Raw genomic sequence first — 25,350 nt, 5'->3', positions numbered from 1 at the left:
GAACGCGCGTGAGGGTCAATGACGCACGGGATTGACTTCATCCTCTTCGCCCTCTACCTGGCAGCGAACATCGCGCTCGGGCTTTGGGTGGCGCGACGCAAGGCGGCCAACGCGCGGGGCTACTTTCTGGCCGGGGAGCGTCTGCCGTGGTATGCGATCGGCGGGTCTATCATCGCCGCCAACATCAGCACGGAGCACTTCATCGGGATGATTGGCGTGGCCTACGCGGTGGGTTTTGTCGTGGCGCAGTGGGAGTGGGGCAACTGGTTCACGTTCTCGGCGTTGATCTGGGTATTCCTACCTTTCTACATCCGGGGCGGGCTTTACACGATGCCGGAGTTCTTGGAGCGGCGCTACAACCGGACCTGCCGTTACCTGTTTGCGGTCTGCTCGCTGGTGCTCTGGATCGTGGCCCAAATGGCAGTGGTCATGCTGGCCGGGGCAAAGGCGATGAAAGGAATGTTCGGCCTGGATGAAACCGTGACGATCGTGTGCCTGGCGCTCCTGGCGGGCAGCTACACCATTTACGGCGGGCTCATCTCCGTGGCGTGGACGGACTTCTTGCAGTTTGTGGTGATGATGGCCGGGGGGCTGATCGTGACGGTGGTTGGGCTGCATGAGGTGGGCGGCTTGCATGCGCTCATGCTGTCAGCGCCGGAGAAGTTCAAGATCATCTACCCAATCACGGACAAGGAATACCCGTGGCTGGGCGTCTGGTCCATTTTCTTGTCGGTGGGTGTGTGGTACAACTGCACCAACCAGTTTATCGTGCAGCGCTGCCTGGGCGCACGCAGCGAATGGGATGCGCGGATGGGCGTGGTCTTTGCGGGGTTCATGAAGATCCTGCTGCCGCTGCTGGTGGTAATCCCGGGGATCGTGGCCTTCAAGCTGTTCCCGGGTCTCAAGGACACCGACCAGGCGTTCCCGTCGCTGGTGCGGGAGCTCGTGCCGGCGGGGTTGAGCGGTGTGGTCATGGCGGGGCTGGCCAGCGGTATGTTGTCCCACATCAGCTCGGTGCTCAATTCCAGCAGCACGGTCTTCACCATGGACCTTTACAAGCCATTCTTCGGCGGCGGCCAGTCGGAGGCGCACTTGGTGCGGGTCGGGCGGTTGAGCGCATTTGTCATCCTGGCGGTGGCGACGGTGCTGGCCATCTGGTTCAGCCGGCGGCAACTCGGGGTATTCCTCCTTATCCAGAACGTAGGTGCGTGGGTGGCGGCGCCGATCGCTGCGGTGTTCCTGCTCGGGGTGCTGTGGCGGCGCACCACCGGGGCGGCTGCGACGTTCGTGCTGCTGTTCGGTTTTCCCTACACGGGGCTGGTGGAGTATTACCTGTTCAAACACGTTCCATGGTTGATACCATTCGACAACTGGCTGAATCGTACGTTGGTGGTGTGGCTGACCTCGATGGCGTTATTGGTGGTGGTCTCGCTGCTCACCCGGCCGCCCAACGCGGAGCGGATCCGCGGTATAATCTGGTCATGGAACGTGGCCAAATTGCCCGCATCGGAGCGGGAACGAAACCGGGGCGTGCGCAACTTGTTCCTGTGGTGGGCCATTTTCATCGGCATGATGGCGGCCCTGTATGTCTATGTCATTTGGTTCCAATACGCTGGCCCTGGGGCGGCGTCTCCGCCGTAATCACCGCGCCCCGGCTCGGTGTGGCCGGTTCGAGCGGCCATCCAAACTATGAAACATAACGTGCGACCAAAGGTGGGCCTGCTGGCCCTGACGCTCGAATTATATGAAAACCTGCTGCCCGACCTGCGGGGGGCGAGGGAAGCGTGGCTGCGCCGCGCGGTAATCCCCGCGTTGCAGCGTGAGGCCGACCTCCTTTTCACCCGGGCCGTGTTTCGGCGCGAGGACATTGAGCAAGTGGTGGCTGAGTTGGAAACGGCAGGTGCGGACGCGCTGCTGGTGGTTTTGCTGACCTACTCGCCCAGCCAACTGGCTTTGCCTGCACTGCGTCGCGCGCGGCTGCCCATCGTTATCTGGAACACCCAGGAGCTGCGCGGCGTGGACCAGGCCTTCACGCTAACCCACATGGTGGATAACCACGGCGTCCACGGTACGCAAGACCTGGCAAATGTCTTGACTCGCGCTGGCGTGCGCTTTCACTACGTCACCAGCCCGGACAACGACCCCGCGGGGCTCCGGGAGCTTGGCGACTTCTTCGCGGCGGCCGGGGCGGTCAGGCGTTTGGGCACGGCCAGGATTGGCAGCCTGGGTTACCCGTTCCCGGGCATGGGGGATTTTGCTGTGGACACAACGCACCTGGCGGCGACGTTAGGCTGCGCCTGGACCAATTTGACTGTCGAGGACTACATCAACCGCGCGGCGGTGGCCCCCGGCACTGAGGTGGCGCGGCTGGTGGCGGATTACCGGGCCAGCTATGACGTCGCGCCAGACCTTACCGAGGAGGACCTGGCGCTGACAGCTCGGGCGGAGCTCGCGTTGCGGGGCATGGTGGCCGACCATCGGCTGGAGGCGCTGACCTACCAATTCACGGCCTTTGGTGAGGATGAGCGCACGCAGACCCTACCGTTCGTGGCAGCCAGCCGGTTGATGGCGGAGGGTGTCGGCTTCGGCGGGGAAGGGGACCTCATCGCCGCGGCGGCGACGGCCTTCTTCAGCTGGCTTCAGCCGCCGGCCAGCTTCACGGAGATATTTACGATCGGTTTCGCCGATGCGAGTCTGTTCCTTAGTCATATGGGTGAGGCCAACCCAGCGATGGCCCGGCGCGACCGCCGCATCCCGCTGGTGGCCCGACCCGCGCCCATCACCCGCACGCGCGGCAGGCAACTGGCGCTGGTGACCAGTTTCGCCCCAGGTCCGGCCACCCTGGTCGCGCTGACACCCGGGCCCGGCGGCAAATGGCGCTTGATTGCGGCGGCGGCGGCGATTGAGGACTTCGGCCCGCTGCCGGGATTTTTTGTGCCGCACTCGAAGCTCAAGCCCCTCGCGGGCGACGTGTGCCGATTCCTCACCGCCTATGCCACCGCCGGCGGGCCCCACCATAATGCGGTCATTTGCGGCGACGCGCGGCAGCGGCTGCGGTTCGCCGCCGGGCTCCTCGGCGCCGAGTACATCGAGGTCTGAGCTATGCTTCTCGGTCTGGACTTGGGCACCACCAACGTCAAGGCGCTGGTCACCGACTTCGCGGGCCAACCCCTCGGTGAAGGCGCCTGTGCTGTGCCGCTCTATGAGGTCGGCACGGGTGGCGTGGAGCAGAACATCGAGGAAATCTGGACCGCAACACTGACCGCGGTGAAGGAAGCCGTGCGTGCGGCTGCCCCCGCGGACATCCAGGCCATTGGGGTTTCCAGCCAGGGCGGCGCACTGCAAATACTGGACGCGCAGGGCCGGCCGGCGGCGCGGGTGATCAGTTGGCTCGACGAGCGTTGGACTCCCTTCGGCAATTCACTCACTTCGGAGTTGGGGCCGCAATGGTTTGCGCAGCGGATCGGCCATGGCAGCGCGGCATTCGCCCTCGGCCAACTGCTGCGTCTTCGGGACGAGAACCCCGAAGCGCTGGCCGCCCCCAACCGCATCGGCTTCGTCGGCGACGTCATCGTCTCGCGCCTCTGTGGCCGTCCGGCACACGACGGCACCTCGTGCTCGCTGGCACTGCTGTACAATCCCGTCCGGCGGGATTATGACCCCGAACTGCTGGCGCGCTTGGGGATTAATTCGGCGCAGTTGCCGGCCCTCCTTTCCCAGCGGGTGCCGGCGGGTGGCTTGTTGGCGTCCGTGGCCCAGGCCGTAGGCCTGCGCGCCGGCATTCCCGTCTCGGCGGCGGTCCATGACCAGTACGCTGCGGCTCTCGGCGTCAGGGCGGTGCAGGCGGGCACGATGATGGTGGGAACTGGCACTGCCTGGGTGCTGCTAGCCGTCAGCGCCACCTGCGGGCCGCCGGCCACTCCAGATGCGTTCGTGTGTCACCACGTCGTGGAAGATCTTTGGGGCCAAATCCTCTCGCTGATCAACGGCGGCTCCGCCGTGGCTTGGGCGCTGGAACTTGCCGGACACAAGCGGGCGGCTGGCGAGGAAGTGGATCGGCTTCTCGCATCAGCGCCGGCAGGCAGTGATGGCGTGCAGTGCTGGCCGTTTCTCACCGCGCTGCGGCCGGCCGGGCTGGCGCCCGGTACCAAGGGGCGGCTTGCGGGATTGCAGTTATCCCACGGGCCCGGCCACATCGTCCGAGCAGTGCTGGAAGGATTGGGTTATGAACTCAGGCGCCACATTGGCCTGCTGCGCAGGGCTGGCTTGGCGGTCGAACGCCTGGTGCTGAGCGGCAGTGCCGCCACCAGCCGGGTTACGCCCCGGCTCCTGGCCTCGGTAACAGAATTGCCGCTGGCCTGCTTCGGCAGCGGGGCTGGCAGCCCGCTCGGTGCCGCGATCATTGCCCGGGGGCTGTGCGAGCGCGCGACACCGTTGGCGGCCTTGGCCGAGGCAATGGCGCCGTCGGCAAGTCGGGTTGAACCCGGCGCCGACGCGGTTGCTTACCGGGCGGCGTACGAAACTTACCTCGGTTCTCTGCCGTTGCTGGAGGGCGGCGCCGGATGAACCCCATCCCGCTGCATCACGTATGGAGCTACACGGACGTGGACCGTGCCTTTTGGGCGGAGCACCTTGAAGGCTGGCTTCCGCGTCGCATCGTGGATTCGCACACGCACATGGTGCACCCCCAGTTCCGCCTGCGGCCGATGACCGAGACAAAGCGCCGTCAGTACTGGGTTAACGAGGTGCTTGAGCCGATCGACGCGCTGACCTTTGAGCAATGTCACCGCATGGTCTTTCCCGGACGGGACTTTGGCTGCGTGGCCTTTGGCCTGCCGGAGCTCGACTTTGACATTGAAGGTGAGAACAGCTACGTCCGGCAGGAATGCGCCCAGCGGGGCTGGCACAGCCTGGCGGTGCTCCGGCCGCAATGGTCGCAGGACCTCGTGGCCGGGCTGCTGGCCACGCCCGGCGTTATCGGCCTCAAGCCATATTACTCGATGATCAGCTCCGATCCTGAGACCCGCGACCGGCATCTGGAGGCGAGCATTTTTGAGTTCCTGCCGCACCATGTATTGGAGGTCGCTAACGGCCGCCACGCCTGGGTGACCCTCCACGTGCCTAAAGCGGGTCGCCTGAGCCAGCCGGATAACGTGCGCGAGATTCGCGAGATCCGGGAACGCTACCCTAATATTGTGCTGGTCATTGCCCACCTGGGCCGCTGCTACACCGAGCCGCACGCGCGCGAAGCGCTGCCGCAATTTGCCGACGACCCCGGCCTGTATTTCGATACGTCGGCCGTGGTGAATCCCGCCTGCCATCGGGTGGCATTGGAATGCCTTGGCCCTCGCCGTCTGCTCTACGGCTCGGACAACCCAATTATGTACATGCGCGGGCGGCGGCAGTGCCGTGGGCGCGCGTATGTCAACCGAACCAGCCACCCATTCCATTTCAACCGCGACCGTGAAGGGCCCGCCGTGGAGGCCGGTTACACCCTGTTTATGTATGAGGACCTGCGGGCTATCAAACAGGCGTGCGCGGAGATCGGGATTGCCAGCCGCGAGGAGATTGGCATGATCTTCCATGCGAATGCGGACAGGCTGATTGCGGGCATCCTGGCCCGGAAGCCGCCACCCCCGCGGGAAGAAAAGCAGTGAAGACCATCCGTTTCGGCATCATTGGTTGCGGCCTGATGGGGCGTGAATTCGCCAGCGCCGCGGCGCGGTGGTGTCATTTGCTGGAGGCCGAGGCCAGGCCCGAGATCGTGGCTGCGTGCGATCCTCATGCCGCCGCCCTGGGCTGGTTCCGGGAGCATGTGCCCACCCTTGCGCAGACCACGGATGACTACCGCGAGTTGCTCGCCAACCCGGCGGTGGAGGCCGTCTATGTGGCGGTGCCCCATCACCTCCACCGCGACATTTACTGTGCCGCCGTCCAGGCCGGCAAGCACTTCATGGGCGAGAAGCCGTTCGGGATTGACCGGGCCGCCAATGACGCAATCCTGGCGGCCATTCGCAGGCAACCGCAACTTCTGGTGCGGTGTTCCTCCGAGTCGCCTTTCTTTCCCGCGCTGCAGCGAGTGTGCGACCTGATCGAGCAGAATGCGTTTGGCCGGATTATCGAGGCCAATACCGGCTTTCTCCATTCGAGCGACCTGGATCCGAACAAGCCGATCAACTGGAAGCGGATGGTCGAGTTCAACGGCGAATACGGCGTGCTGGGGGACTTGGGCATGCACGCGTTACATGTGCCGCTGCGCGCCGGTTGGCGGCCCCGCAACGTCCGCGCCGTGCTTTCGAAAATTGTCACGCAACGTCCGGATGCAAAGGGCAACCTCGTCCCCTGCCTCACGTGGGACAACGGGCTGCTGCTTATGGAAACCGTTGACCCGCTATCAGGCGCGCCATTCCCCTGGACGGTGAAGCTGCAGCGGATCGCGCCCGGGCACAAGAACACGTGGTACGCGGAGGTGCTGGGGACGCGCGCCTCCGCCCGGTGGTCGAGCACCAACCCGCGTTTGCTGGAGGTGATGCGTTACACCCCGGGCGGCGAGCAGGTCTGGGAACAGGTGCAGACCGGTTATGAGGCGGCCTTTCGGAGCGTCACGGGCTCCATTTTTGAGTTCGGTTTCAGCGACTCCATTCTGCAAATGTGGGCGGCATTTCTCTACGAGTTGGTTCACGGCCAGCCGTTGAAGAAGTTTGCCGGATGCGTCACCCCGGAGGAGACTGCCATGAGCCACCGTCTATTCACGGCTGCCCTGGAGTCCCAGCGCGGTGGCACCACCGTGTCCGTGGAAGAGGGGCAGTGACTACCTTCGATGATCAGCGGCATGAGAACCGCAGTCCTCTGCACGGCGCTTCGAGCTGCGCGTGGGGCCGCGGGGTGCAGGAAGTTGTCCGCCCTCCATCCTTCACCGCTGGGGGAGTTGGTTCGGCAACCCACTGGGGATTGAAGCATGGCAGCGAAAAACACTGTTGACGGCTAACGCGGTTAGGATACCTCATTAGACAACCTATCATGAGTCAACCATTGGCCAGCCTGGGTGAATTATCCGCTCGGCGCTCTTTCGTCCCGGTTTCCATGTCGTTGGCGGACTTGTGTGGCGAGGAATATGTCCGCGCGATTTGCGCCAATCATGCGGCGCTGACCGGCGATGCCCCGGCCGCCGCCGTTGAATCTGCCTTCAAGCGGATTGAATTCTTTCCGCCGGCCTTTGAGCGACGCCTCTTGCAGTTGTTGCCCAAGGTGGGCCACAAGGTCGGGACCCGGCTGGCCCACACGCCGGGCGGGGCATCCACACGCGAATTCGAGGCGCATTCCAGGCTGAACATGGCCCCTACCGGCGTGCTGGGTTACTTCCGAATCGGCGAGGACGGCCAGCTCTACCTCACGGCCAAGTGCGAGCACTATCATGCGCCGCTGGGGCATTTGTTCCCGGGCTATGCGTTGCTCGACCGGGCGCGGCGGCTGGGCATAACGAATGCCACGCACAACAACACCCGTGGCTTCATTACCCGCCGGCTGGAAGAGGAGCTCATTGCCAGCGTCAATGGCCTTGCGCCGGGCGATAACGCCGCCCTCAAACCCGTGCTGGCCTCCAACGGGCCGGACGTGCTTAACCGTGTGCTGAACCTCGAAACCGGCAGCCTGGCCGTCGAGGCGGCCCTCAAGATGGTGCTTGCCCGGTTCTACCGCCCGGAGCCGACGATGCCGCCTCCGGGGTATCATGGCCGTATCCCGGTGCTGCTCGTTGTCGGCGACGACGACGGTGGCCTGCGAGCCAACTACCACGGGACCACCATGCTCACGCAGGTCATGCGCGGCATGTGGCCGGAGCTGTGCGAGGCCGCCCGTGATCGCGGATTTCGCGTCGTGGCCGTCCGGCCCAATTCAATCGCGGATTTGGAGGCGGCCTTCGCCAATCACGAGCAAGGCAGCCTCAAAGTCGCCGGCTTCTTCCATGAGATCGTGATGATGAACTATGGCGGCCGCGTGCTCTCGCCGGCGTTCCTTCAACGGGCTTACGAGCTGTGCCGCCTGCATGACGTGCCGGCGGTGGTGGACGAAATCCAATCCTGCCTCTGGGCCCCGGGTTTGTTCCTCCATCGCGAAAACGGGCTGCGTCCCTCCTTCGTGGCCATCGGCAAAGGCTTTCCCGGTGGCGAATATGCGGCCTCGCGCCTGCTCTTCAGCGCCGCCTTTGACTGCTTGCCGCAGTTTGGGGCGTTGGTCACCAACGGACAGGAGGAACTTGCGGCCCTGGCCTACCTGATCACGATGCGCTGGGCGTCTGCCAACCGGGAGGCGACTCGGGACATTGGGGACCACTATGCCGCCCGGCTGCAGGATTTGGCGGGCGAATTTCCGAAGCTCATCGCGGGCGTGGACGGCTCGCGGCACCTGGGCTGCCTCCGGTTTCGGGAGACTCACACCGCGGTTGAGTTTGCCAGGATGCTGGTCGAGTGGGGCCTGGATGTCAGCGCGCAGACCTACAAGGCGGATTGCCCGCCCAGCGTCCTCACCAAGCTGCCGCTCGTTGCGGGCCATGAAGTTGTAGACTTTGTCGTGGACGCTATGGCCCGGGGCCTGAGGGCCCTGCAGACCGCCGGCATCGCGGCTCCTGGACTTCAGAAGAAACCGCACTGAGTCTTCACATCGGCATGTTTCTGGATGAGAACCATCTGGATTGAGGAGAAGCGGCTGGACCGGGCGCTGGCTCGCCACGAGGCGTTCTGGCGTGCTGAGTTGGAGGAGGGGCCCTTGATGTGGGTGACCGCTGCCAACGCGAAACCGGGGCGGGTCATACCCGAACCGGCGAGCGAGGAAGAGTTGTGGACGAACGTGGATTTCGTGATCGCCGCAACGGACGCGTGTTTGGCGCGAACTCATTTCGCCGGCGATGCGCTGCCGGTGTTTTGTCCCTGGCTTGGGCCGGATCAGTTCGCGGCATGGTTGGGCGCGCAACTGGCGCTTAAGCCGCGTGATTTCACCTCGTGGGCTGAACCCTTTGTCCAGGATTGGAGCGATTACCCGGAGTTTCGCATTGCTCCGGACAACCGCTGGTGGAGGCTTTACCTGGACATCCTTCGGGAATCGGTGCGCGCGGGCCAGGACAAGTGGGTGACAGGCTATCCCGATCTGCACTCGGGGGTGGACGCGCTGAGCGCCATTCGCGGACGGGACCGGCTGGCGATGGACCTGGTGGAAACGCCGGCGGCGGTTCACCGGGCAATGCGGCAGATGACCGCGCTGTGGAAATGGGTGGTGGATGAGGTCTCGAACGTTGTCCTGCCAGCCGGGCAGGGCACCACAAACTGGACGATGGGCTGGAGCCGTGAGCGCTTCTTGTGCATCGGCCAGAATGATTTCACCTGCATGATCAGCCCGCAGATGTTTGAGGAGTTTTGTGGGGCGGACAACCGGGAGTGCTGCGACTACGTGGACTGGACAATCTATCACCTGGATGGCCCCGGCGCCGTGCGGCATGTGCCATGGCTGTTGCGGCTGGAACGGCTGCACTGCATCCAGTGGATCCAGGGTGCCGGTCAGAGGCCGCCGTCGCAGTGGCTCGAACTGCTGCGACAGATTCAAGCCGCAGGCAAGTCCGTCCAGCTTTACTACGGCGGATCGCACGGTGGGGACCTGGATCTGCGGAGCGAACTGGACATCCTGTGCGGCGCGCTCGACCCGAACCGCCTTTTCATCTGGGCAGAAGCAGATTCGGCGGAGCAGGCCGATGCCGTAGTGGCCCACGCTCGCAAGGCAGCCCACCGCCGCTGCTGATCACCGAAGCTGGCGCCGCGCTTCGTCGCCGCAGTCCAACTGATGGATGTTTTGGATTGCGGGTTGGGCTGGGAATGAGAGCCTGTGGCGCATGAAGATTTATCCTCAACAGCGCAGGAATCTCGCGCAAACGGTGTTGCCTGGCTTGGTGTCGGTCCTAATGCTTGTGCCGGCCGTACCCGCGCGGGCGGCATTCAGCATTGCGAAGGGGGGAAAGGCGCAATGCGTGATCGTGCAGCAGCCGGGTGCGACGATCGCCGAGTCCAACGCAGTGCGCGAGCTGACCGGGACGCTGGAGAAGATTACCGGGGCAACGTTCGAGGTGCAGACGGCAGCGGACGGCAGCGCGCCCGAGCGGGCGATCATTGTGGGGCCCGGGGTGGCGGCGCGGGCGCTCTTCCCGGAAGTCGCGCTGGATAAGCTGGGTGCCGAGGAATTGGCAATGAAGGTCAAGGGGAACCGGTTGTTGCTGGCAGGCGGCCGGCCGCGCGGGACGGTTTACGCGGTGAACCGCTTCCTGCAGGAGCAGTGCGGAGCCCGATGGTGGATGCCCTGGGCGGCCAGCATTCCCGCGCGTCGGAGCCTGCGTGTGCCGGATTTGGACGTGCGTTACCGGCCGCCATTCGAGTATCGCGAGCCTTTCTGGTACGCGGGATTCGAACCGCAGTGGAAGGTGCGCAACGGTGCCAACGGCGAGAACCGCCGGATACCCGCGGAATTGGGCGGATGCATCCTGTATAAGGGGTTCTGTCACACGTTTTATCCGCTGGTGCCGCCCGACAAGCATTTCGCCGCGCATCCCGAATGGTACAGCCTCATCAAGGGCAAGCGCACGCATGAGCACGCGCAACTTTGCTTGTCGAACCCGGAGCTGCGGGACTTTGTGGTGAGCCGGGTGAAGGAATGGCTGCGCGAGGCGCCCGAAGCTCAGATTATCTCGGTGACGCAAAACGACTGCCACGGCGCGTGCGAGTGCGCCAGTTGCACGGCGATTGACGAGGCGCAAGGCAGCCCGTCGGGGAGCATGCTGGCGTTCGTCAACTACGTTGCGGAGCGAATCGAGCCGGAGTTTCCGCACGTGGCGGTGGACACGTTTGCCTACCAATACACGCGCAAGCCGCCCAAGACCATCCAGCCGCGGCCGAACGTGATAGTGCGGCTGTGCTCCATCGAGTGCAATTTCCGGGAGCCGCTGGATCATGCTTCGAATGCGGCGTTCCTGGCGGACCTGGAGGGATGGTCGAAAATTTGCCGACGGCTGTATGTTTGGGACTACACCACGGATTTCAGCCACTACGTGTTGCCGCATCCGAACTGGTTTGTGCTGGGGGCGAACGTGCGGCTGTTCGAGGCATACAACGTCAAGGGTCTCTTTGAGCAGGGTGCCTACCAGGGGTACGGGTCGGAGATGGCGGAGTTGCGGGGGTGGGTGCTGGCGCAACTGCTCTGGAACCCGCGGCAGGATGAGCGGGCGCTGATCAAGGAGTTTCTGGAAGGCTATTACGGCAAGCGGGCAGGCGGGCTTCTTGGACGTTACCTTGTTCTGATGCACGATGCCTCCAAGGGGTTCAACTTGCGGTGTTATCTGGGCAACGACCCGCCGCATCTGCGTTTCCAGCCGCTAGCCGCGGCGGAACGGCTGTGGCAGCAGGCCGAGGCCGCCGCCAGCCGCGAGGCTGACCCCGACATACTGCTGCGTGTGCGTATGGGGCATCTGCCGGTGCGCTTCGCCTGCCTGGAACGCTGGACTTCGTTGCGGCGGGAATGCTGGGAGCAGAATGGGACGTGGCCTTGGCCGCGATCGCGAAAAGCCGCAGCGGAGGAGTTTCGCCGGGTGTGCGCTGGTGTTCCAGGCAAGGACTGGACGGTTGTGAAGGTGCTCAACGAGCCGGGGTTGCAGGTGGATACTTTTCTGCAGGGAGTGGCGGCGGACGTGCCGGACGCCAACGGCCCGCCGCCGCCCAAGCGATTGCTTCGGGCTCCCCCGCCAGAGGACCTGCGCGGGATGAAGCTCCGCCATTGTGTGGACCTCCAGGACAATGTGGCTGGATTGCACAAGCCGGGCGAGTTTGCGGAAATTCGGCCGGATGCGGCGGCCTCGGATCGGCGCGCGGCCTGGATGCCAGGCAAGCATAAGGAATGGGCGTTCCGGATTCCCGGCAAGGCGCTGCCGCTAAAGGCCCGGACTGGCAAGTGGAAGGTCTATGCTGTGGTGCGGGTGGAGAGGGAACCAGGGGTGACGTCGCATGGGATCGCCTTTGGCGCTGGGGTGTACGACAATCAGACCCGTACCTACCCAGCCGACCTGAAGGTGCTGCTCAATGAGACGGTCGCCGGTTACCGGTCCTATCTCGTGGGCACAGTTGAAAACAACGTGAACCGCGACATCTGGGTGGCGCCGGCAGGGAACAAGGCAGTCAAAGCGATCTACGTGGACCGGATCTTCTTGACGCCGGAATGACGGGGTTGACAGGTGGATGACTGAGGTTCTTCGCGGGTTTACGGCGATCTCTGATGGTAATCCGCCGGCTCGGGCTCCCCTTATTACCTCCAGCACCCCCGCCAGACGGGCCCGACGCCGTTCGGGTGGTCGCACGTTGGCGTCGGCTTGCGGTAGGCTGCAGGATGCCTTGTTAGCGTGGTCGGGCTACGGTGTGTATCCCATGGGGAGCGCTCCCCATGGGATACACACCGTAGCACCACCGTAGTGTCACCGTAACGCCAAGCCCAGGGTGCCGGGGTCAGCGGTGGCTGGAGAAGGCAGGCAGGCAGCATCACTGTCCCAAAAATGGACAGTGCGCGGGTTTCGCCGTATGTGTTTAGCGTAGCGCAGGCGTCCTCGCCTGCGGGTGCCGGCGGCATCTCGCCCTGCGTTTCCAACCGCGCACCGAGATGGTGCGCCAAACCGCAGGCGGGGACGCCTGCGCTACGCTAAACACACACCAGGTTGCAGTTTGGCAGGGCCGATACGACTCTGGCTGGGCCTTCCGGGCTGTGCAGCTGACAGCCCACTTGGCGTTTACCGGAATTCCTTGCAGAACCTGAAATCAGGGAGTCGTTTCGTGAGTGTCCGGGAGTTGGCAGTGTCTTTCACGCGGACTCGTCCGCAGTGGCTCCCTGGCGCTTTGGCTCAGGTCTGAGGCACAATTCGGGGACATGGCGCTGGTGGATGCTGGACATGTGCCTGCCGTTATGTGAACCTTCGCCTCATAATAGATTGTGAACCAAATGGACCTATGACTTCATTTTTGCTGCTCCAGACCAATACGCGCATGATGTCCACCCACCAGCATTTAGCGCGAAGCCTGGTGGTCATTTTGGCGGTCGCACTGGCGCCCTTTTGCGCTTCGGCGGTGGTTGTTGGGCAATTACGGTGCGAGTACTTGGAAGACCCGTTGGGGATTGACGTGATGCAGCCGCGCCTGAGCTGGCTGTTGAGCGCGGACCACCGGACGGAGCGGGGCCAGGCCCAAAGCGGCTACCAGGTGCTGGTCGCCAACAGCGCGCGGGAGTTGAAGGCGGGCGGGGGTGACTTGTGGGACAGCGGTAAGGTAGCTTCGGACAAGTCCATCCAGGTGCGCTACGCGGGCAAGCCGCTGATCTCCGGGCAGGAGTGCTTCTGGAAGGTGCGGGTGTGGGACGAGCAAGGCAAGGCCTCGGCCTGGAGCGAACCGGCGCGCTGGACGATGGGCCTGCTGCGGCCAACGGATTGGCACGCGAAGTGGATCGGACGGGATGAACCTGCCGAAAACGAGGCCGCGAACAAGCCGCTCGGTCAGGCGCAGTGGATTTGGTTTCCCGAAGGCCAGCCTGAAAAGGCGGCGCCGGTTGGCACACGGTATTTCCGGCGGGTCCTGGCAATCCCCGCAGATCGCGTCGTGAAGCGGGCGAGCCTGTCGTTTACGGCGGACAACAGTGGCGAGTTCTTTATCAATGGCCAGAAGGTCGGGGGCGCCAGTGACTTTCATGCTGCCAGCCAGTTCGATGTCACCAAGGAACTGCGGGCCGGCGAAAACGTGCTGTCGGTATCGGTGCACAACGACGGGTCGGACCCGAACCCCGCCGGGCTGGTGGGCTTGCTTCGGATCGAGTTTTCCCAGGGAGGGCCGCTGGTCGTGGCGACGGATTCAAGCTGGAAGGCCAGCAGAAGCGAATTGGCTGGCTGGAAGGATGCGGGCCTGGACGAGGCCGGCTGGGTGGCGGCAAAGCAGCTTGGATCGGCGGGCATGGCGCCTTGGGGCGAGATCAGCGGACCGGAAGACCGCCGGTTGCCGGCGCGGATGTTACGCCGGGAGTTTGCAGTCGAGAAGAAAGTCCGGCGCGCTGTCGCTTACGTTTCCGGGCTCGGTTTGAGCGAGTTCTATCTCAATGGCCGGAAGATCGGAGATGACGTCCTGTCGCCGGGGCTGACGGATTACACCAAGCGAGTGTTCTACATCACCTTCGACGTGACGAAGCAGCTGAAGAAAGGGGCAAATGCCGTCGGCATCCTCTTGGGCAATGGCCGTTTCTACGCGCCGCGCTCAAAGGCGCCGACCGGAACCACGGGCTACGGGTTTCCCAAGCTGCTCTTCCAGATGCACATTGAGTATCAGGACGGTACAAGCGCAGAGGTGGTGAGCGACAAAACCTGGAAGCTCACGACCGACGGACCGATCCGGACCAATAACGAATATGATGGTGAAGATTACGATGCGCGCAAGGAAATGCCCGGCTGGGACAGGGCCGGGTTCGACGACAAGAACTGGCAGCCGGCGCAGGCCGTCGCGGCGCCGGGCGGTGAGCTTGCGGCACAGATGATCAACCCGATCCGGGTAGTCGAGACGCTCAAGCCGTTGTCTGTCACGGAGCCCAAGCCGGGCGTGTGGATTTACGACCTGGGCCAGAACATGGTCGGCTGGTGCCGGCTTAAGGTGTCGGGTCCCCGCGGGACGGAGGTCAAGCTGCGCCATGCCGAGACGCTCAAGCCCGATGGCACTCTCTACCTGGATAACATCCGCGGGGCGAAAGTGACCGACACTTACACGTTGAAGGGCGGGGGGACGGAAGTGTACGAGCTGCGATTCACTTACCACGGGTTTCGCTTCGTCGAGTTGACGGGCCATCCGGGCAAGCCGGCGTTGTCGGCAATTGAAGGACGGGTGGTGCACGATGATGTGGCGACCTCCGGAGAGTTCACCTGCTCCAACCCTTTGCTGAATCAGATTTACCGGAACATCGTGTGGGGGGTGAGCGGCAACTACCGGAGCATCGCGACCGATTGTCCGCAGCGGGACGAGCGCCAGGGGTGGCTGGGGGACCGGTCTGCCGAGTCCAAGGGGGAGATGTACATGTTCGACACCGCCGCATTTCACACCAAATGGCTGCAGGACATGGCGGACGCCCAAAAGGCAAGCGGCAGCGTGCCCGATGTGTGCCCGGCCTACTGGCCGATTTACTCGGACAACGTAACCTGGCCCAGCACCACGGTGCTGCTGCCGGAGTCCATGCGCGAGATGTATGCCGATGAGGGCATCATTGCGGCTCATTACGCCAGCGCGAAGAAATGGGTGGACTACATGAGCGGGTTTGTCACTAACGGCATTATCTCGCGCGATACCTACGGCGACTGGTGCGTGCCGCCCGAGGACCCCAAGCTGATTCATTCCAATGACCCGAAGCGCAAGACCGACAAGGCGCTGCTCGCCACAGCCTATTTCTACCATGACGCGCGAGTGATGGCCCGCTACGCGACCCTGCTGGGCAAGACTGACGACGCCCGTCGGTTCGAGACGTTGGCCGCGACGATGAAGGAGGCGTTCAACCGCAAGTTCTTCCGCGCCTCTGAGGGTCAATACGACAACGGCTCGCAAACCTCCTGTGTGTTGCCGCTGGCCTTCGGGCTGGTCCCGGAGCACGAACGGGGACGGTTGTTCGACGCCCTGGTGCGGAAGATCACGGTTGAGACCCGCGGGCACATCGGCACCGGACTGATCGGCGCGCAATGGCTGATGCGCGTGCTGACCGACGGCGGCCGGGCCGACGTGGCCTACGCGATCGCGTCGCAGAAGACTTACCCGAGCTGGGGCTACATGGTCGAGAGGGGCGCCACCACAATCTGGGAGCTTTGGAACGGCGACACCGCGGACCCGGCGATGAATTCCGGCAACCACGTCATGCTCGTGGGCGACCTGGGCATCTGGCTCTACGAGAATCTTGCCGGCATCAAGCCCGACCCGGAGAGGCCGGGTTTCAAGCACATCGTCATGCGGCCCGAGCCGGTGGGAGACTTGCAGTTCGTGAAGGCGACGCGCCGGGCACCCTATGGGCTGATCGTTAGCGATTGGCAGCGGAAAGACGGGGTGTTTCGTTGGCGTATCACCGTGCCGGTCAATAGCACGGCGACCGTCTATGTGCCGGCGAAGAGCGCAGATGACGTCACCGAGAGCGGCAGGCCCGGCGTCCAGTCGGCGGGCGCGCGCCTGCTGCGGTTCGAGCCGGGGCGGGCAGTGTTCGAGGTGAAATCGGGGGACTACAACTTCCAAAGCTCGCTTTAGCGCAGGCCGTTGGCGCTCACACGGGAAGTGGATGGCTGAGGTATGGTTGAGCCGGCGCTCACGTTCCGCTCGTAGTCACACTTATCGATGCGGCGCCTGCAACGCAGCCACCCGGAGACTGCCACCGGATGCTTGATTGCGGGCGCAGTTGTCTTCATGCTGCCGGGATGCGCCGCGCATTGGAACGAATCCACACTGGTTTAGTTGCTTTCCTTCTCATCGAGCTGATTGTCATTTGCCTCGCGCCGCCGCTGGCGGGCGCGGAGGGGAATGGGGTGCTTAACGACATTCGGGGCGGACATTGGCTGGCGCAGACGGAGGACCTGGGGGTGTGGTGGTGCGAGAGCGGATGGAAGGTCGGACGGGAACGCGCGTTGCCGGCCAGGCCGCCGGGCAAAGTGGAGCCAGTGCGCGTCTCCGCCGCGCGCGGCGAGTTCGAGCCGGTGCAGGTGGTCTTGCGGCCGGAGAAAGACGGCGAGCTGGTGTCGGCGGTGGTGAGTCCTTTGCGCAAGAGGTGGGGCGGGGCGGCGCCGATTACGGTGCGGCTGGACGAGGTGGCTTACGTGAGGGTAACGCACCCGACGGATAAGACCTGCGTGCCGGGCTGGTATCCAGATCCGCTGCCGCCGTTGCGGCTGCCGCTGGCACTGTCGGCGGGAAGCAATCAACCGCTCTGGCTGACGTTTCACGTGTCGCGCGACGCCAGGCCGGGCGATTACCGGGGCCATTTGAGACTGGAGACATCCCTGGGCGAAGTGAAGGTGCCACTGCAGGTTCAGGTCTATGATTTCGTGCTGCCGAAAGAGACACATTTGAAGAGCGCGCTGGGCCTGAGCAGTTACCGGATCAGTCAATATCACGGCGCGAAGCAGCAAGAGGATAAGGAAGCGGTGTATGCTAAATACCTGCGAAACTTTGCCGAGCATCGAATCAGCCCATACTCGTTTTACGACCACTCGCCGATAGACATCCGTTTTGTTGGGGAGGGGACGAACAAGCACGCGCAAGTGGATTTCACCAGGTTCGAGCGCGCGGCGGCGCGGTGGCTGGACGAGGAGCATTTCAATACGTTCATGCTGCCGCTGCGCGGCATGGGGGGCGGCACCTTTCACAGCCGGCACCTCGGCCAGCTGGAGGGCTTCAAGGAGGGCACGCCGGAGTTCGCAAGGCTGTTTGGCGATTACCTGGGCAAGATCGAGGCGCATCTGCGCGAGCGGGGCTGGCTATCCAAGGCCTACACCTATTGGTTCGACGAGCCGGCGCCCAAGGATTTTGAATTCGTCGCGGACGGCATGAAGCGCATCCGCGAGGCAGCGCCGGGGATTCGGCGTATGTTGACCGTAGAACCGCAGCCGCAGTTGATCGGAAACGTGGAAATCTGGTGCGGGCTGACGCCGAAGTGGACGCCGGAGCTGGTGCGCGAGCGGCGGCAGGCAGGCGAAGAGGTGTGGTGGTACATCTGCTGCGGCCCGCATGCGCCCTACATCACGGAGTTCATTGATCACCCGGGCACGGAGCTGCGGCTTTGGCCGTGGCAATCGTGGCAGTATGGTGTGCAAGGCATTCTAATCTGGGATACGGTTTACTGGACCAGCCCGGCAGCGTTTCCGCCCCCAAAACTGCAGAATCCCTGGAATGATCCCATGAGCTACAAGTCAGGCTACGGCGAGAAGCCGGGCGAGATTGGCTACTGGGGCAATGGCGACGGGCGTTTCCTCTATCCACCACGGCGCGAGCCGGAAGCTGACGTGGCGCTGTGCCTGGATGCCCCGGTCAATTCGCTGCGCTGGGAGAACTTGCGCGACGGTATGGAGGACTACGAGTATCTTTGGCTGCTGCAGCAGGCGGCGGAAAGCGAGGTTGCACGGCGTGGCGATACTGCTTTATACAAACAAGCGCGCGAGCTTCTGAAGGTGCCGGACGCGGTATCCCGGGACTTGACGCATTTTACGACCGACCCGCGTGTGGTGCTGGCCCACCGTGCCCGCGTGGCGCGGCTGATCGAGCGACTTCAAAAGGCATCGGGAGGGGATGTTCCCGGGAGTTGAACTGCCGAGGGCGATGCCTCCAGTCGAGCGGGAGTGCGGGGCTGATAGAGTGAAACCGGAGGGTTGGCCAAGGGCGACGGGTCGCGCGGCGGGGAGCAGCTACTCGAGTTGCAGGGCCTGATCGAGAAGTTGGGGTAGGTGGCTCAAGATAGCCGCCTCGGCAACTAACAGTGTTACCCCTGCGGCCTTGGCGGCGGCTTGGAGTTCATCGGCGTCCTCACGGCTGAAAGCGATTATCGGCAGGTGCTTGGTGGCGGGATTCTGCTTTAGGCGGGCCAGGGCGGCACAGACGTTGTTCTGAGTGGATTCCAGGTCGGCCAGCACGAGCATGGGTTTGGTCTGTTCGGCGCATTCGGCGAGTTTGCTCGCATCCGGGATGGCCTGGACACGGTAGTTCAGGTCCTGGAGCCGATTAACCAGCTGGCTGCCCGGGAGCAGCTTCTCGTACAGGACAAGCGCGAGGGGTTGCGTCATAGCGTCAGCTTGGGACAGGGTAGGGGAGATTGCAAAGAAATTCAAACCAAAGGGCACAGAGCGGCCAGAATGGGGTACTTCGGCCTGGGTACGGGGAGGCGAAATGAACTCAACTGGGAGCTTGACTGATTTCGGCGAAAACCATAATTTGATATTTAGAACGGTACAAATTGCTGGTTCGCCAGCACGCCAAAGTCGGAAGAGTCTTATCTGCCGACTTTTTTGTTCCCTGTGTGGGACTGCCGTTGATGACATATGAACGCCGATTTTTTAGCAGTCTTGGAATTCTGGGAGCGGGAGAAGGGCATCAACCGTGATGTCCTGACCTCCGCTGTGCAGGAGGCATTACTATCCGCCGCTAAGAAAGCCGTGGGCCCGGCGCGGGAATTGCGCGTGGTCATTGACCAGAAGAACGGCGATATCCGCGCCTTTGCGAAGCTCATCGTGTCGGAGAAGGTTATTTCCAAGCATGACCAGATTACGGTGTTCGATGCCCGGCGAATCAAGGCGGATGCACAGGTGGGCGAGGAGGTCGAGGTGGAGGTGACGCCCGTAGGCTTCGGCCGCATCGCCGCCCAATACGCCAAGCAGGCCCTGATGCAGCATATCCGGCGCGCTGAGAAGGCGATGATTTTCACGGAGTTCAAGGACCGGGTGGGAGACGTCATCAGCGGGACAGTGCGGCGTTTTGACCGGTCAGACGTGCTGGTGGACCTGGGCAAATACGAGGCGCTGCTGCCCAACCGGGAACGCGTGCCGACTGAGGAATACCAGGCCGGCGAGCGGATCCGCTGCTACGTCAAGGCAGTCGAGGAAGGACCGCACGGTCCGGAGATCATTTTGTCCCGCGCGGACCCTCGCTTTGTGATCAAGTTGTTCCAGCTCGAGGTGTCGGAAATCAACGACGGGACGATTGAGATCAAGGGCATCGCCCGCGAACCCGGATTCCGGACGAAGCTGGCGGTGTGGACTCGCGACGAAAAGGTGGACCCGGTGGGCGCTTGTGTGGGCTTGCGCGGTCAACGGGTGAAGAACATCGTGCGGGAATTGAACAACGAGAAGGTGGACATCATCCGCTGGGACACCAATATCAAGAATTTCATTACCAATGCCCTGGCGCCGGCCAAGCTGAAGGCGTTCGAGGTGGACGAAGCTCACAAGCGGGTCAAGATCACCGTTAGCGAGGATCAGCTTTCACTGGCCATCGGCAAGCGGGGCCAAAACGCGCGGCTGACGTCGAGACTGACTGGCTGGCAGGTGGACATCGAGGCAGAGGTGCTGGTGACCAAAGGTTTCGAGGAGAAAGTCGCCGAGGCGGTGGAGTCGCTGGCGGCGATCGACGGGATCACGCGGGAGCAGGCGGACGTGCTCGTCCATCATGGACTGACGCGATTGGAGGATCTGTTGCAGGCGGAAGAGAGCGATCTGGCGGGAATGCCCGAGCTGGGGGATAAGGCTGCGGCTATTATGGAAGCGGCGCGTGCCGAAGCCGTCCGGAGGACCGTAAAAGTAGGGGAGACGCCGATTTCCGGTTGATTATGGTGGCGCGGTTGGAAATTCTTGTAGTCTTGTAGTTCAGGATCGAGCCTATGAAGGCTGTTTTGCAGAAGAGGCTCGAAGCGATAGATAGATATGCCCGTTCGGATTTACGACATTTCGAAGAAGCTGCACCTGGAGAGCAAGCAAGTGCTCGCCAAGGCGAAGGCTTTGGGTCTAACCGCTGCGCGGGTAGCCTCCAGCTCGCTGGATAAGATCACCGCCGAGTATCTCGAACTCGAACTTCTCAAGGACCACCCCGAACTTGCGGCTCCGCCGCCCCCGCCACCACCTGCCCCACTCGAGCCGCCGGTCGTAGAGTTGGTTGCTCCGCCTGCCCCTGAAGTCAAGACGGAGCAGACGGTGGAAGCGAGCGCAACAGATGCGGCCGCCTCACCTGTTGCGGAGCTTGCTGCAGTTCAACCGGAACCGGCCATATCAGATTCCGGCATCGTAGTCCTCGAAGCGCCGGCGGTTCCCGAGCCCGCGCCGCCAGTTGTCGAGCCGCCTCCACCTCCGCCCCCGCCGCCTGGACCCAAGGTGGGAGACAAGGTCGGGTTCATCCAGTTGCGACCCAGGCCGGGGACCACGAAGGTTGTGACTCGGCCAGCCGACCAGAAGAAGCCTGATTTCATACGGCGCGGCGATGTGCGCGGTGTTCGTGGCGCCCCTACCGCTCCGCAATTAGCTGTCCCCAGAGCTGCGGCCGCGCAAAAGGGCGGCGCCAAGACGAAGGCTGGTGACCTCACGGTCAACGAGCCAAAGATCGTGCTGCCCGCCGATGCTCAGGTGATAACCCTGAAGCCGCCGATTGTCGTCCGTGACCTTGCGGAGCAGATTAAGCAAAAGCCCTTCAAGATAATCGCCGACTTGATGGAGACGGGTGTCTTCGCCAACGTCAACCAGGCGATTGACGAGAAGGTGGCGCAACGCATCTGCGCGAAGTACGGGTTCAAGTTCGAGGTGGAGAAGCGCGAGCGGGGGAGCGGCCAAGTTCATGCACCCGTCCGAGGCAAGCCGGATTTGGACGTGGAGGACAAGGTCGAAGACTTGGTTCCTCGAGCGCCGGTTGTGACGATCATGGGTCATGTTGACCACGGCAAAACCACCTTGCTCGACGTGATCCGCAAGTCCAACGTTGCTGCGGGCGAGGCTGGCGGCATCACGCAACATATCGGCGCCTACACCATTTCCTTCCCGCATCCCGAGCGGAAGAAAGAGCCGGCCCAGATCACATTCCTCGATACACCAGGCCACGCTGCCTTCAGCTCGATGCGGGCGCGGGGGGCGAACGTGACAGACCTGGTGGTGCTGGTCGTGGCTGCCAACGATGGTGTGATGCCGCAGACCATCGAGGCGCTCAACCATGCGCGCGCGGCCAGGGTCCCGGTGCTGGTCGCGGTCAACAAGATTGACCACCCCAACGCCAACCCGCTGAAAGTCCGCCAGCAGTTGCAGGACAAAGGAGTGGTGCCCGACGATTGGGGCGGTGACACGATTTTCGTGGACGTTTCAGCCCTAACCAAGAACGGCCTGGACAAACTCATCGAGATGATCCTGCTGCAGGCCGACTTGCTGGAACTCAAGGCCAACCCGAACCGGCGCGCCAAGGGGAACGTGATTGAGTCGGGCTTGGAGCCTGGCGGTCCTACGGCCACGGTGCTGGTGCGCAAAGGCACCCTCCGGGTTAGCGACGTAATCATCTGCGGACAATATTACGGTCGTGTGCGGGCGCTAATCAGCGAGGAGGGCAAACGCACAAAGGAAGCCGGACCTTCGGTGGCGGTGAAAGTCCTCGGTTTGAATGGCGTCCCCGACGCGGGCCTGGAGTTCAGCGTGGTGGAGGATGAGAAGGCGGCTCGCGACCTGGCGGAACAGCGCGGCCAGGCGGCCAAGGCTCTGGGCCAGGAAGCCACGCGGGCCAAGATGACGCTGGAAAACCTGTTTGATCAACTGGCCTCAAACGCCGGCAAGGTGCTGAAGTTAGTGGTCAAGGCCGATACCCAGGGTTCGGTAGAAGCCATCGTGGACGCCCTCAAGAAGATCGAATCGGAGAAGGTGTCGCTGGAGGTCATCCACAGCGCCGTGGGCACGATTACGGAATCCGACGTGGCGCTGGCCTCGGCCTCGGAGGCGGTCATCCTGGGTTTCCACACCCGGATTGACAGCGGCGTGGCCGATAAGGCCAAGCACGAAGGCGTGCAGATCAAGCTCTACGCGGTTATTTACGAGTTGATTGATCAGGTGAAGGAGGGCATGGCCGGGCTGCTTGAGCCGCTGTTGAAGGACATCACGGCCGGCGCGGCCGAGGTGCGCAAAATTTTCCGGCTGTCGAAGGGCGCGCCCGTAGCCGGGTGCATGGTGACAAGCGGCCGCATCGTGAAAGGCAAGGTCCGGGTGCGGCGTCGCAAGGAGGTCATTTATGAAGGTATCGCCCAATCCCTGCGCCGTTTCCAGGACGAAGTCAACGAGGTCCGCGCCGGCATGGAATGCGGCATTCGCATTGACGGCTTTAGCGAGTTTCAAGTCGGCGATAGTATCGAGTGCTACACGATGGAGAAGATTGCCCAGAAGCTCTGATCATGAAAGCTGGACTGGCACGCGGGGCCATCGCTCGCCGGGTGCGGCAGGCGCCTCACTCAATTCGGGTAACGCTATTGTAATGTAACCATGGAACCCTGGCGCGAACCATGCCTTCCCTTCGACTCCAACGCGTGCGTGAGCTGCTGAAGCGCGAGATCGGCGAAGTCATTCGCCGCGAGTTTCAGGTCAGTGACGCGGGCTTAATCACAGTCAACGATGTGGATGTGGCAGGTGATTTGCATTCCGCGGTGGTATTCGTCAGCATCCTGGGCAGTGAAGACCAACAGAAACGGGGGTTTGCCCTTTTGGTGCGGAACCGGAAACGCATTCAGGGGCTGGTGGGAGGGGCCATCATTCTGAAGTACACTCCACGGCTCCGGTTTCTAATGGATGATTCCATTGCGCGGGGCAATCGTGTGCTCGGGATTATTGAGGAGCTGGAAAGGACCCTGCCGGTCGACGCGGAAGAGTGAGCCAAACCAACCACAGATCGGTACACGCCGTGTTAAACCAACTGTCCTGCGCAACGCAGGAGCAGAAGGGGGCCGTGGCATGAAGTCGCACCCCAAGATCATCGACCGCATTCTTGAGGGAATTCGGGCGAGCCGGACCATTTGTGTCGTCGGTCATGTCCGCCCCGATGGGGATTGCGTCGGGTCACAACTCGGCCTGACGCTGGCGCTGCGGAACGAAGGCAAGAAAGTGGTGTGCTGGAACGAGGACCGCATTCCGCAGAAATACGAATTCCTGGACCGGAGCGGCATCATCCAGAAACCCAAGGCGGGCCTGGAATTCGATTGCGTGGTGGCCACGGACGCGGCTTCGTTTGAGCGGCTCGGCTCGGTGGGCCCCTGCATTGGCCAGCGCAAGCTTTTCATCAATATTGACCACCATGAGAGCAACACGCGTTTCGCTGACATCAACTGGGTGTCCGCGCGGGAGCCTTCGACAGGCGAACTCGTCTTCCGCTTGCTCAAGGTAGCCAAGTGGCCGATCACCAAACCTATTGCGGACAGCTTGTTCACGGCGGTCTCGACTGACACCGGTTCGTTTCAATACCCCAGCACGCGTCCCAGCACCTTCAACGTGGCGGGAGAACTGGTGCGGCGGGGCGCAAATCTTGCCAAAATCTGTGATGAAGTGTACCAATCTTATCCGGTTTCGCGCGCGCGGCTGCTCCGGCACATCTACAGCCACTTCCGCCTGACCCACAACGACCAAATCGCCTACTTCTGGCTGCGAAGAGCCGACTTCGCCCGCAGCGGCGCCGACAGCAGCGACGCGGAAGGATTGATTGATCACATTCGCGCCATCGCCCCGGTGGTAGTGGCGTGCGTGTTCGAGGAGGTGGAGCCGCAGCTGACTCGCGTCAGCCTGCGCTCGAAGAGCGAGAAGGTGAACGTGAGCGAGATCGCGGCGCACTTCGGTGGTGGAGGACATCCCGCCGCAGCCGGGGCGCGCATCGCCGGCAGCCGGCTTTCGGCGCAACAGAAAGTTGTCGCGGCGGTTAAGGCGGCGCTCAAATCCGCATCCTGAGCGCTCCGCGCGGGGCATAGCCGGCATGGGGGTTGCGGGACGTCTGGAATAGACACCGCGAAGCCGAGTTCATATGCTCGGTTTCCACGAATGACTTCCAGCGGCACAGAGACACCAGGATCGCCGGCGAGGTGCTTCGTCACCACGCATTGGTCGGTGGTGCTGACTGCTGGGCGCAGCGACACGACGCGGGCGCGGGCGGCGCTGGACCAGCTTTGCCGGCATTACTGGCAGCCGCTGTATGCCTACGTGCGGCGGACGGGCCATTCCCGGGAGGAGGCGGAGGACCTGACCCAGGAGTTCTTCGCGCGGTTGCTGTCACACAACAGCGTGGCGCGGGCGGACCCGGCGCGGGGGCGGTTTCGGTCGTTCCTGCTGTCGGCGCTGAAGCATTTCCTGGCCAACGAGTGGGACAAGGCGCGGGCGCAGAAGCGGGGCGGGGGGGCGCAGGTGCTTCCGCTGGCGTTCGACACGGCGGAGACGCGGTGCGGGCAGGCGGTGGCTTCGGGGGACACTCCCGACCGGGCGTTTGACCGGCAGTGGGCGCTGGCGCTGCTGGAGGTGGTGCTGGGGCGGTTGCGGGGGGAGTATCGGAGCGCGGGCCGGGAGGAGACATTTGTGGGGCTGAAGGATACGCTGGGGGGCGGGCGGGCGGAGATACCCTACCGGGAGCTGGGGACGAAGCTGGGGATGAGCGAGGGGGCGGTGAAGGTGGCGGCGCACCGGCTGCGGGTGCGGTATCGGGAGCTGCTGCGGGAGGAGATTGCGAACACGGTGGCCGGGCCGGAGGAGGTGGAGGAGGAGTTGCGGGAGCTGTTTGCGGCGCTAGGGGGGTGATCTACATGTGGAGT

The 25,350-nt window shown here is 63.3% G+C and carries 16 protein-coding genes; 15 read left to right on the top strand and 1 reads right to left on the bottom strand.

Going from position 1 to position 25,350, the window contains the following annotated elements; genetic code table 11:
* Nucleotides 1-18 precede the first annotated feature (18 nt).
* From P5205_12405 to P5205_12360, 10 genes are all read left to right on the top strand, one after another.
* Nucleotides 19-1,641, top strand: a complete 1,623-nt coding sequence (locus P5205_12405; protein HSA11162.1) for a sodium/solute symporter — start codon at nt 19-21, stop codon at nt 1,639-1,641.
* 48 nt (nt 1,642-1,689) lie between these two features.
* Complete coding sequence (locus P5205_12400; GenBank protein HSA11161.1) at nt 1,690-3,099, top strand: hypothetical protein; 1,410 nt, start codon at nt 1,690-1,692, stop codon at nt 3,097-3,099.
* Nucleotides 3,100-3,102: 3 nt separating this feature from the next.
* Nucleotides 3,103-4,566, top strand: a complete 1,464-nt coding sequence (locus P5205_12395) for an FGGY family carbohydrate kinase (protein HSA11160.1) — start codon at nt 3,103-3,105, stop codon at nt 4,564-4,566.
* Nucleotides 4,563-5,657, top strand: a complete 1,095-nt coding sequence (locus P5205_12390; GenBank protein HSA11159.1) for an amidohydrolase family protein — start codon at nt 4,563-4,565, stop codon at nt 5,655-5,657. The genes P5205_12395 and P5205_12390 overlap by 4 nt, the downstream gene beginning before the upstream one ends.
* Complete coding sequence (locus P5205_12385) at nt 5,654-6,811, top strand: Gfo/Idh/MocA family oxidoreductase (protein ID HSA11158.1); 1,158 nt, start codon at nt 5,654-5,656, stop codon at nt 6,809-6,811. The genes P5205_12390 and P5205_12385 overlap by 4 nt, the downstream gene beginning before the upstream one ends.
* 209 nt (nt 6,812-7,020) lie before the next feature.
* A complete protein-coding gene (locus P5205_12380; protein ID HSA11157.1) occupies nt 7,021-8,649 on the top strand; it encodes an aminotransferase class III-fold pyridoxal phosphate-dependent enzyme in 1,629 nt (542 codons plus the stop codon).
* A gap of 24 nt (nt 8,650-8,673) precedes the next feature.
* Nucleotides 8,674-9,786 (top strand): hypothetical protein, encoded by a 1,113-nt coding sequence (locus tag P5205_12375; protein ID HSA11156.1) that lies wholly within the window; start codon nt 8,674-8,676, stop codon nt 9,784-9,786.
* 91 nt (nt 9,787-9,877) lie between these two features.
* Nucleotides 9,878-12,247 (top strand): DUF4838 domain-containing protein, encoded by a 2,370-nt coding sequence (locus P5205_12370; GenBank protein ID HSA11155.1) that lies wholly within the window; start codon nt 9,878-9,880, stop codon nt 12,245-12,247.
* 775 nt (nt 12,248-13,022) lie between these two features.
* The gene (locus P5205_12365; protein HSA11154.1) at nt 13,023-16,322 is read left to right on the top strand and encodes a family 78 glycoside hydrolase catalytic domain; all 3,300 of its coding nucleotides are present in this window, start codon (nt 13,023-13,025) and stop codon (nt 16,320-16,322) included.
* Nucleotides 16,323-16,489: 167 nt separating this feature from the next.
* Nucleotides 16,490-18,370, top strand: coding sequence for a DUF4091 domain-containing protein (locus P5205_12360; protein ID HSA11153.1), 1,881 nt, complete (start codon nt 16,490-16,492; stop codon nt 18,368-18,370).
* Between the two features lie 99 nt (nt 18,371-18,469).
* On the opposite strand, the gene P5205_12355 is transcribed toward P5205_12360, so the two are convergent.
* A complete protein-coding gene (locus P5205_12355; protein HSA11152.1) occupies nt 18,470-18,844 on the bottom strand; it encodes a hypothetical protein in 375 nt (124 codons plus the stop codon).
* A gap of 255 nt (nt 18,845-19,099) precedes the next feature.
* Between P5205_12355 and nusA the strand changes: the two genes are divergently transcribed.
* The 5 genes from nusA (at nt 19,100) to P5205_12330 (ending at nt 25,336) form a co-directional block, all read left to right on the top strand.
* The gene (nusA, locus tag P5205_12350; protein HSA11151.1) at nt 19,100-20,380 is read left to right on the top strand and encodes a transcription termination factor NusA; all 1,281 of its coding nucleotides are present in this window, start codon (nt 19,100-19,102) and stop codon (nt 20,378-20,380) included.
* Nucleotides 20,381-20,476: 96 nt separating this feature from the next.
* Nucleotides 20,477-22,960 carry a translation initiation factor IF-2 gene (infB, locus tag P5205_12345; GenBank protein ID HSA11150.1) on the top strand — a complete coding sequence of 828 codons (2,484 nt, stop codon included), beginning with the start codon at nt 20,477-20,479 and terminating at the stop codon, nt 22,958-22,960.
* Nucleotides 22,961-23,070: 110 nt separating this feature from the next.
* The gene (rbfA, locus tag P5205_12340; protein HSA11149.1) at nt 23,071-23,436 is read left to right on the top strand and encodes a 30S ribosome-binding factor RbfA; all 366 of its coding nucleotides are present in this window, start codon (nt 23,071-23,073) and stop codon (nt 23,434-23,436) included.
* 79 nt (nt 23,437-23,515) lie between these two features.
* A complete protein-coding gene (locus P5205_12335) occupies nt 23,516-24,499 on the top strand; it encodes a bifunctional oligoribonuclease/PAP phosphatase NrnA (protein HSA11148.1) in 984 nt (327 codons plus the stop codon).
* Nucleotides 24,500-24,589: 90 nt separating this feature from the next.
* Nucleotides 24,590-25,336, top strand: a complete 747-nt coding sequence (locus P5205_12330; protein ID HSA11147.1) for a sigma-70 family RNA polymerase sigma factor — start codon at nt 24,590-24,592, stop codon at nt 25,334-25,336.
* Nucleotides 25,337-25,350: the final 14 nt, after the last annotated feature.

Source organism: Candidatus Paceibacterota bacterium (genome assembly GCA_035452965.1).
Lineage (GTDB): Bacteria > Verrucomicrobiota > Verrucomicrobiia > Limisphaerales > UBA8199 > UBA8199.
This window is presented reverse-complemented; position numbering and strand designations above follow the sequence as displayed.

Excerpts from the sequence above, each read along its gene's own strand:
- P5205_12405 (HSA11162.1), top strand. The coding sequence starts at position 19 with ATGACGCACGGGATTGACTTCATCCTCTTCGCCCTCTACCTGGCAGCG.
- P5205_12400 (HSA11161.1), top strand. The coding sequence starts at position 1,690 with ATGAAACATAACGTGCGACCAAAGGTGGGCCTGCTGGCCCTGACGCTC.
- P5205_12395 (HSA11160.1), top strand. The coding sequence starts at position 3,103 with ATGCTTCTCGGTCTGGACTTGGGCACCACCAACGTCAAGGCGCTGGTC.
- P5205_12390 (HSA11159.1), top strand. The coding sequence starts at position 4,563 with ATGAACCCCATCCCGCTGCATCACGTATGGAGCTACACGGACGTGGAC.
- P5205_12380 (HSA11157.1), top strand. The coding sequence starts at position 7,021 with ATGAGTCAACCATTGGCCAGCCTGGGTGAATTATCCGCTCGGCGCTCT.
- P5205_12375 (HSA11156.1), top strand. The coding sequence starts at position 8,674 with ATGAGAACCATCTGGATTGAGGAGAAGCGGCTGGACCGGGCGCTGGCT.
- P5205_12370 (HSA11155.1), top strand. The coding sequence starts at position 9,878 with ATGAAGATTTATCCTCAACAGCGCAGGAATCTCGCGCAAACGGTGTTG.
- P5205_12365 (HSA11154.1), top strand. The coding sequence starts at position 13,023 with ATGACTTCATTTTTGCTGCTCCAGACCAATACGCGCATGATGTCCACC.
- P5205_12360 (HSA11153.1), top strand. The coding sequence starts at position 16,490 with ATGCGCCGCGCATTGGAACGAATCCACACTGGTTTAGTTGCTTTCCTT.
- P5205_12355 (HSA11152.1), bottom strand. The coding sequence starts at position 18,844 with ATGACGCAACCCCTCGCGCTTGTCCTGTACGAGAAGCTGCTCCCGGGC.
- nusA (HSA11151.1), top strand. The coding sequence starts at position 19,100 with ATGAACGCCGATTTTTTAGCAGTCTTGGAATTCTGGGAGCGGGAGAAG.
- infB (HSA11150.1), top strand. The coding sequence starts at position 20,477 with ATGCCCGTTCGGATTTACGACATTTCGAAGAAGCTGCACCTGGAGAGC.
- rbfA (HSA11149.1), top strand. The coding sequence starts at position 23,071 with ATGCCTTCCCTTCGACTCCAACGCGTGCGTGAGCTGCTGAAGCGCGAG.
- P5205_12335 (HSA11148.1), top strand. The coding sequence starts at position 23,516 with ATGAAGTCGCACCCCAAGATCATCGACCGCATTCTTGAGGGAATTCGG.
- P5205_12330 (HSA11147.1), top strand. The coding sequence starts at position 24,590 with ATGACTTCCAGCGGCACAGAGACACCAGGATCGCCGGCGAGGTGCTTC.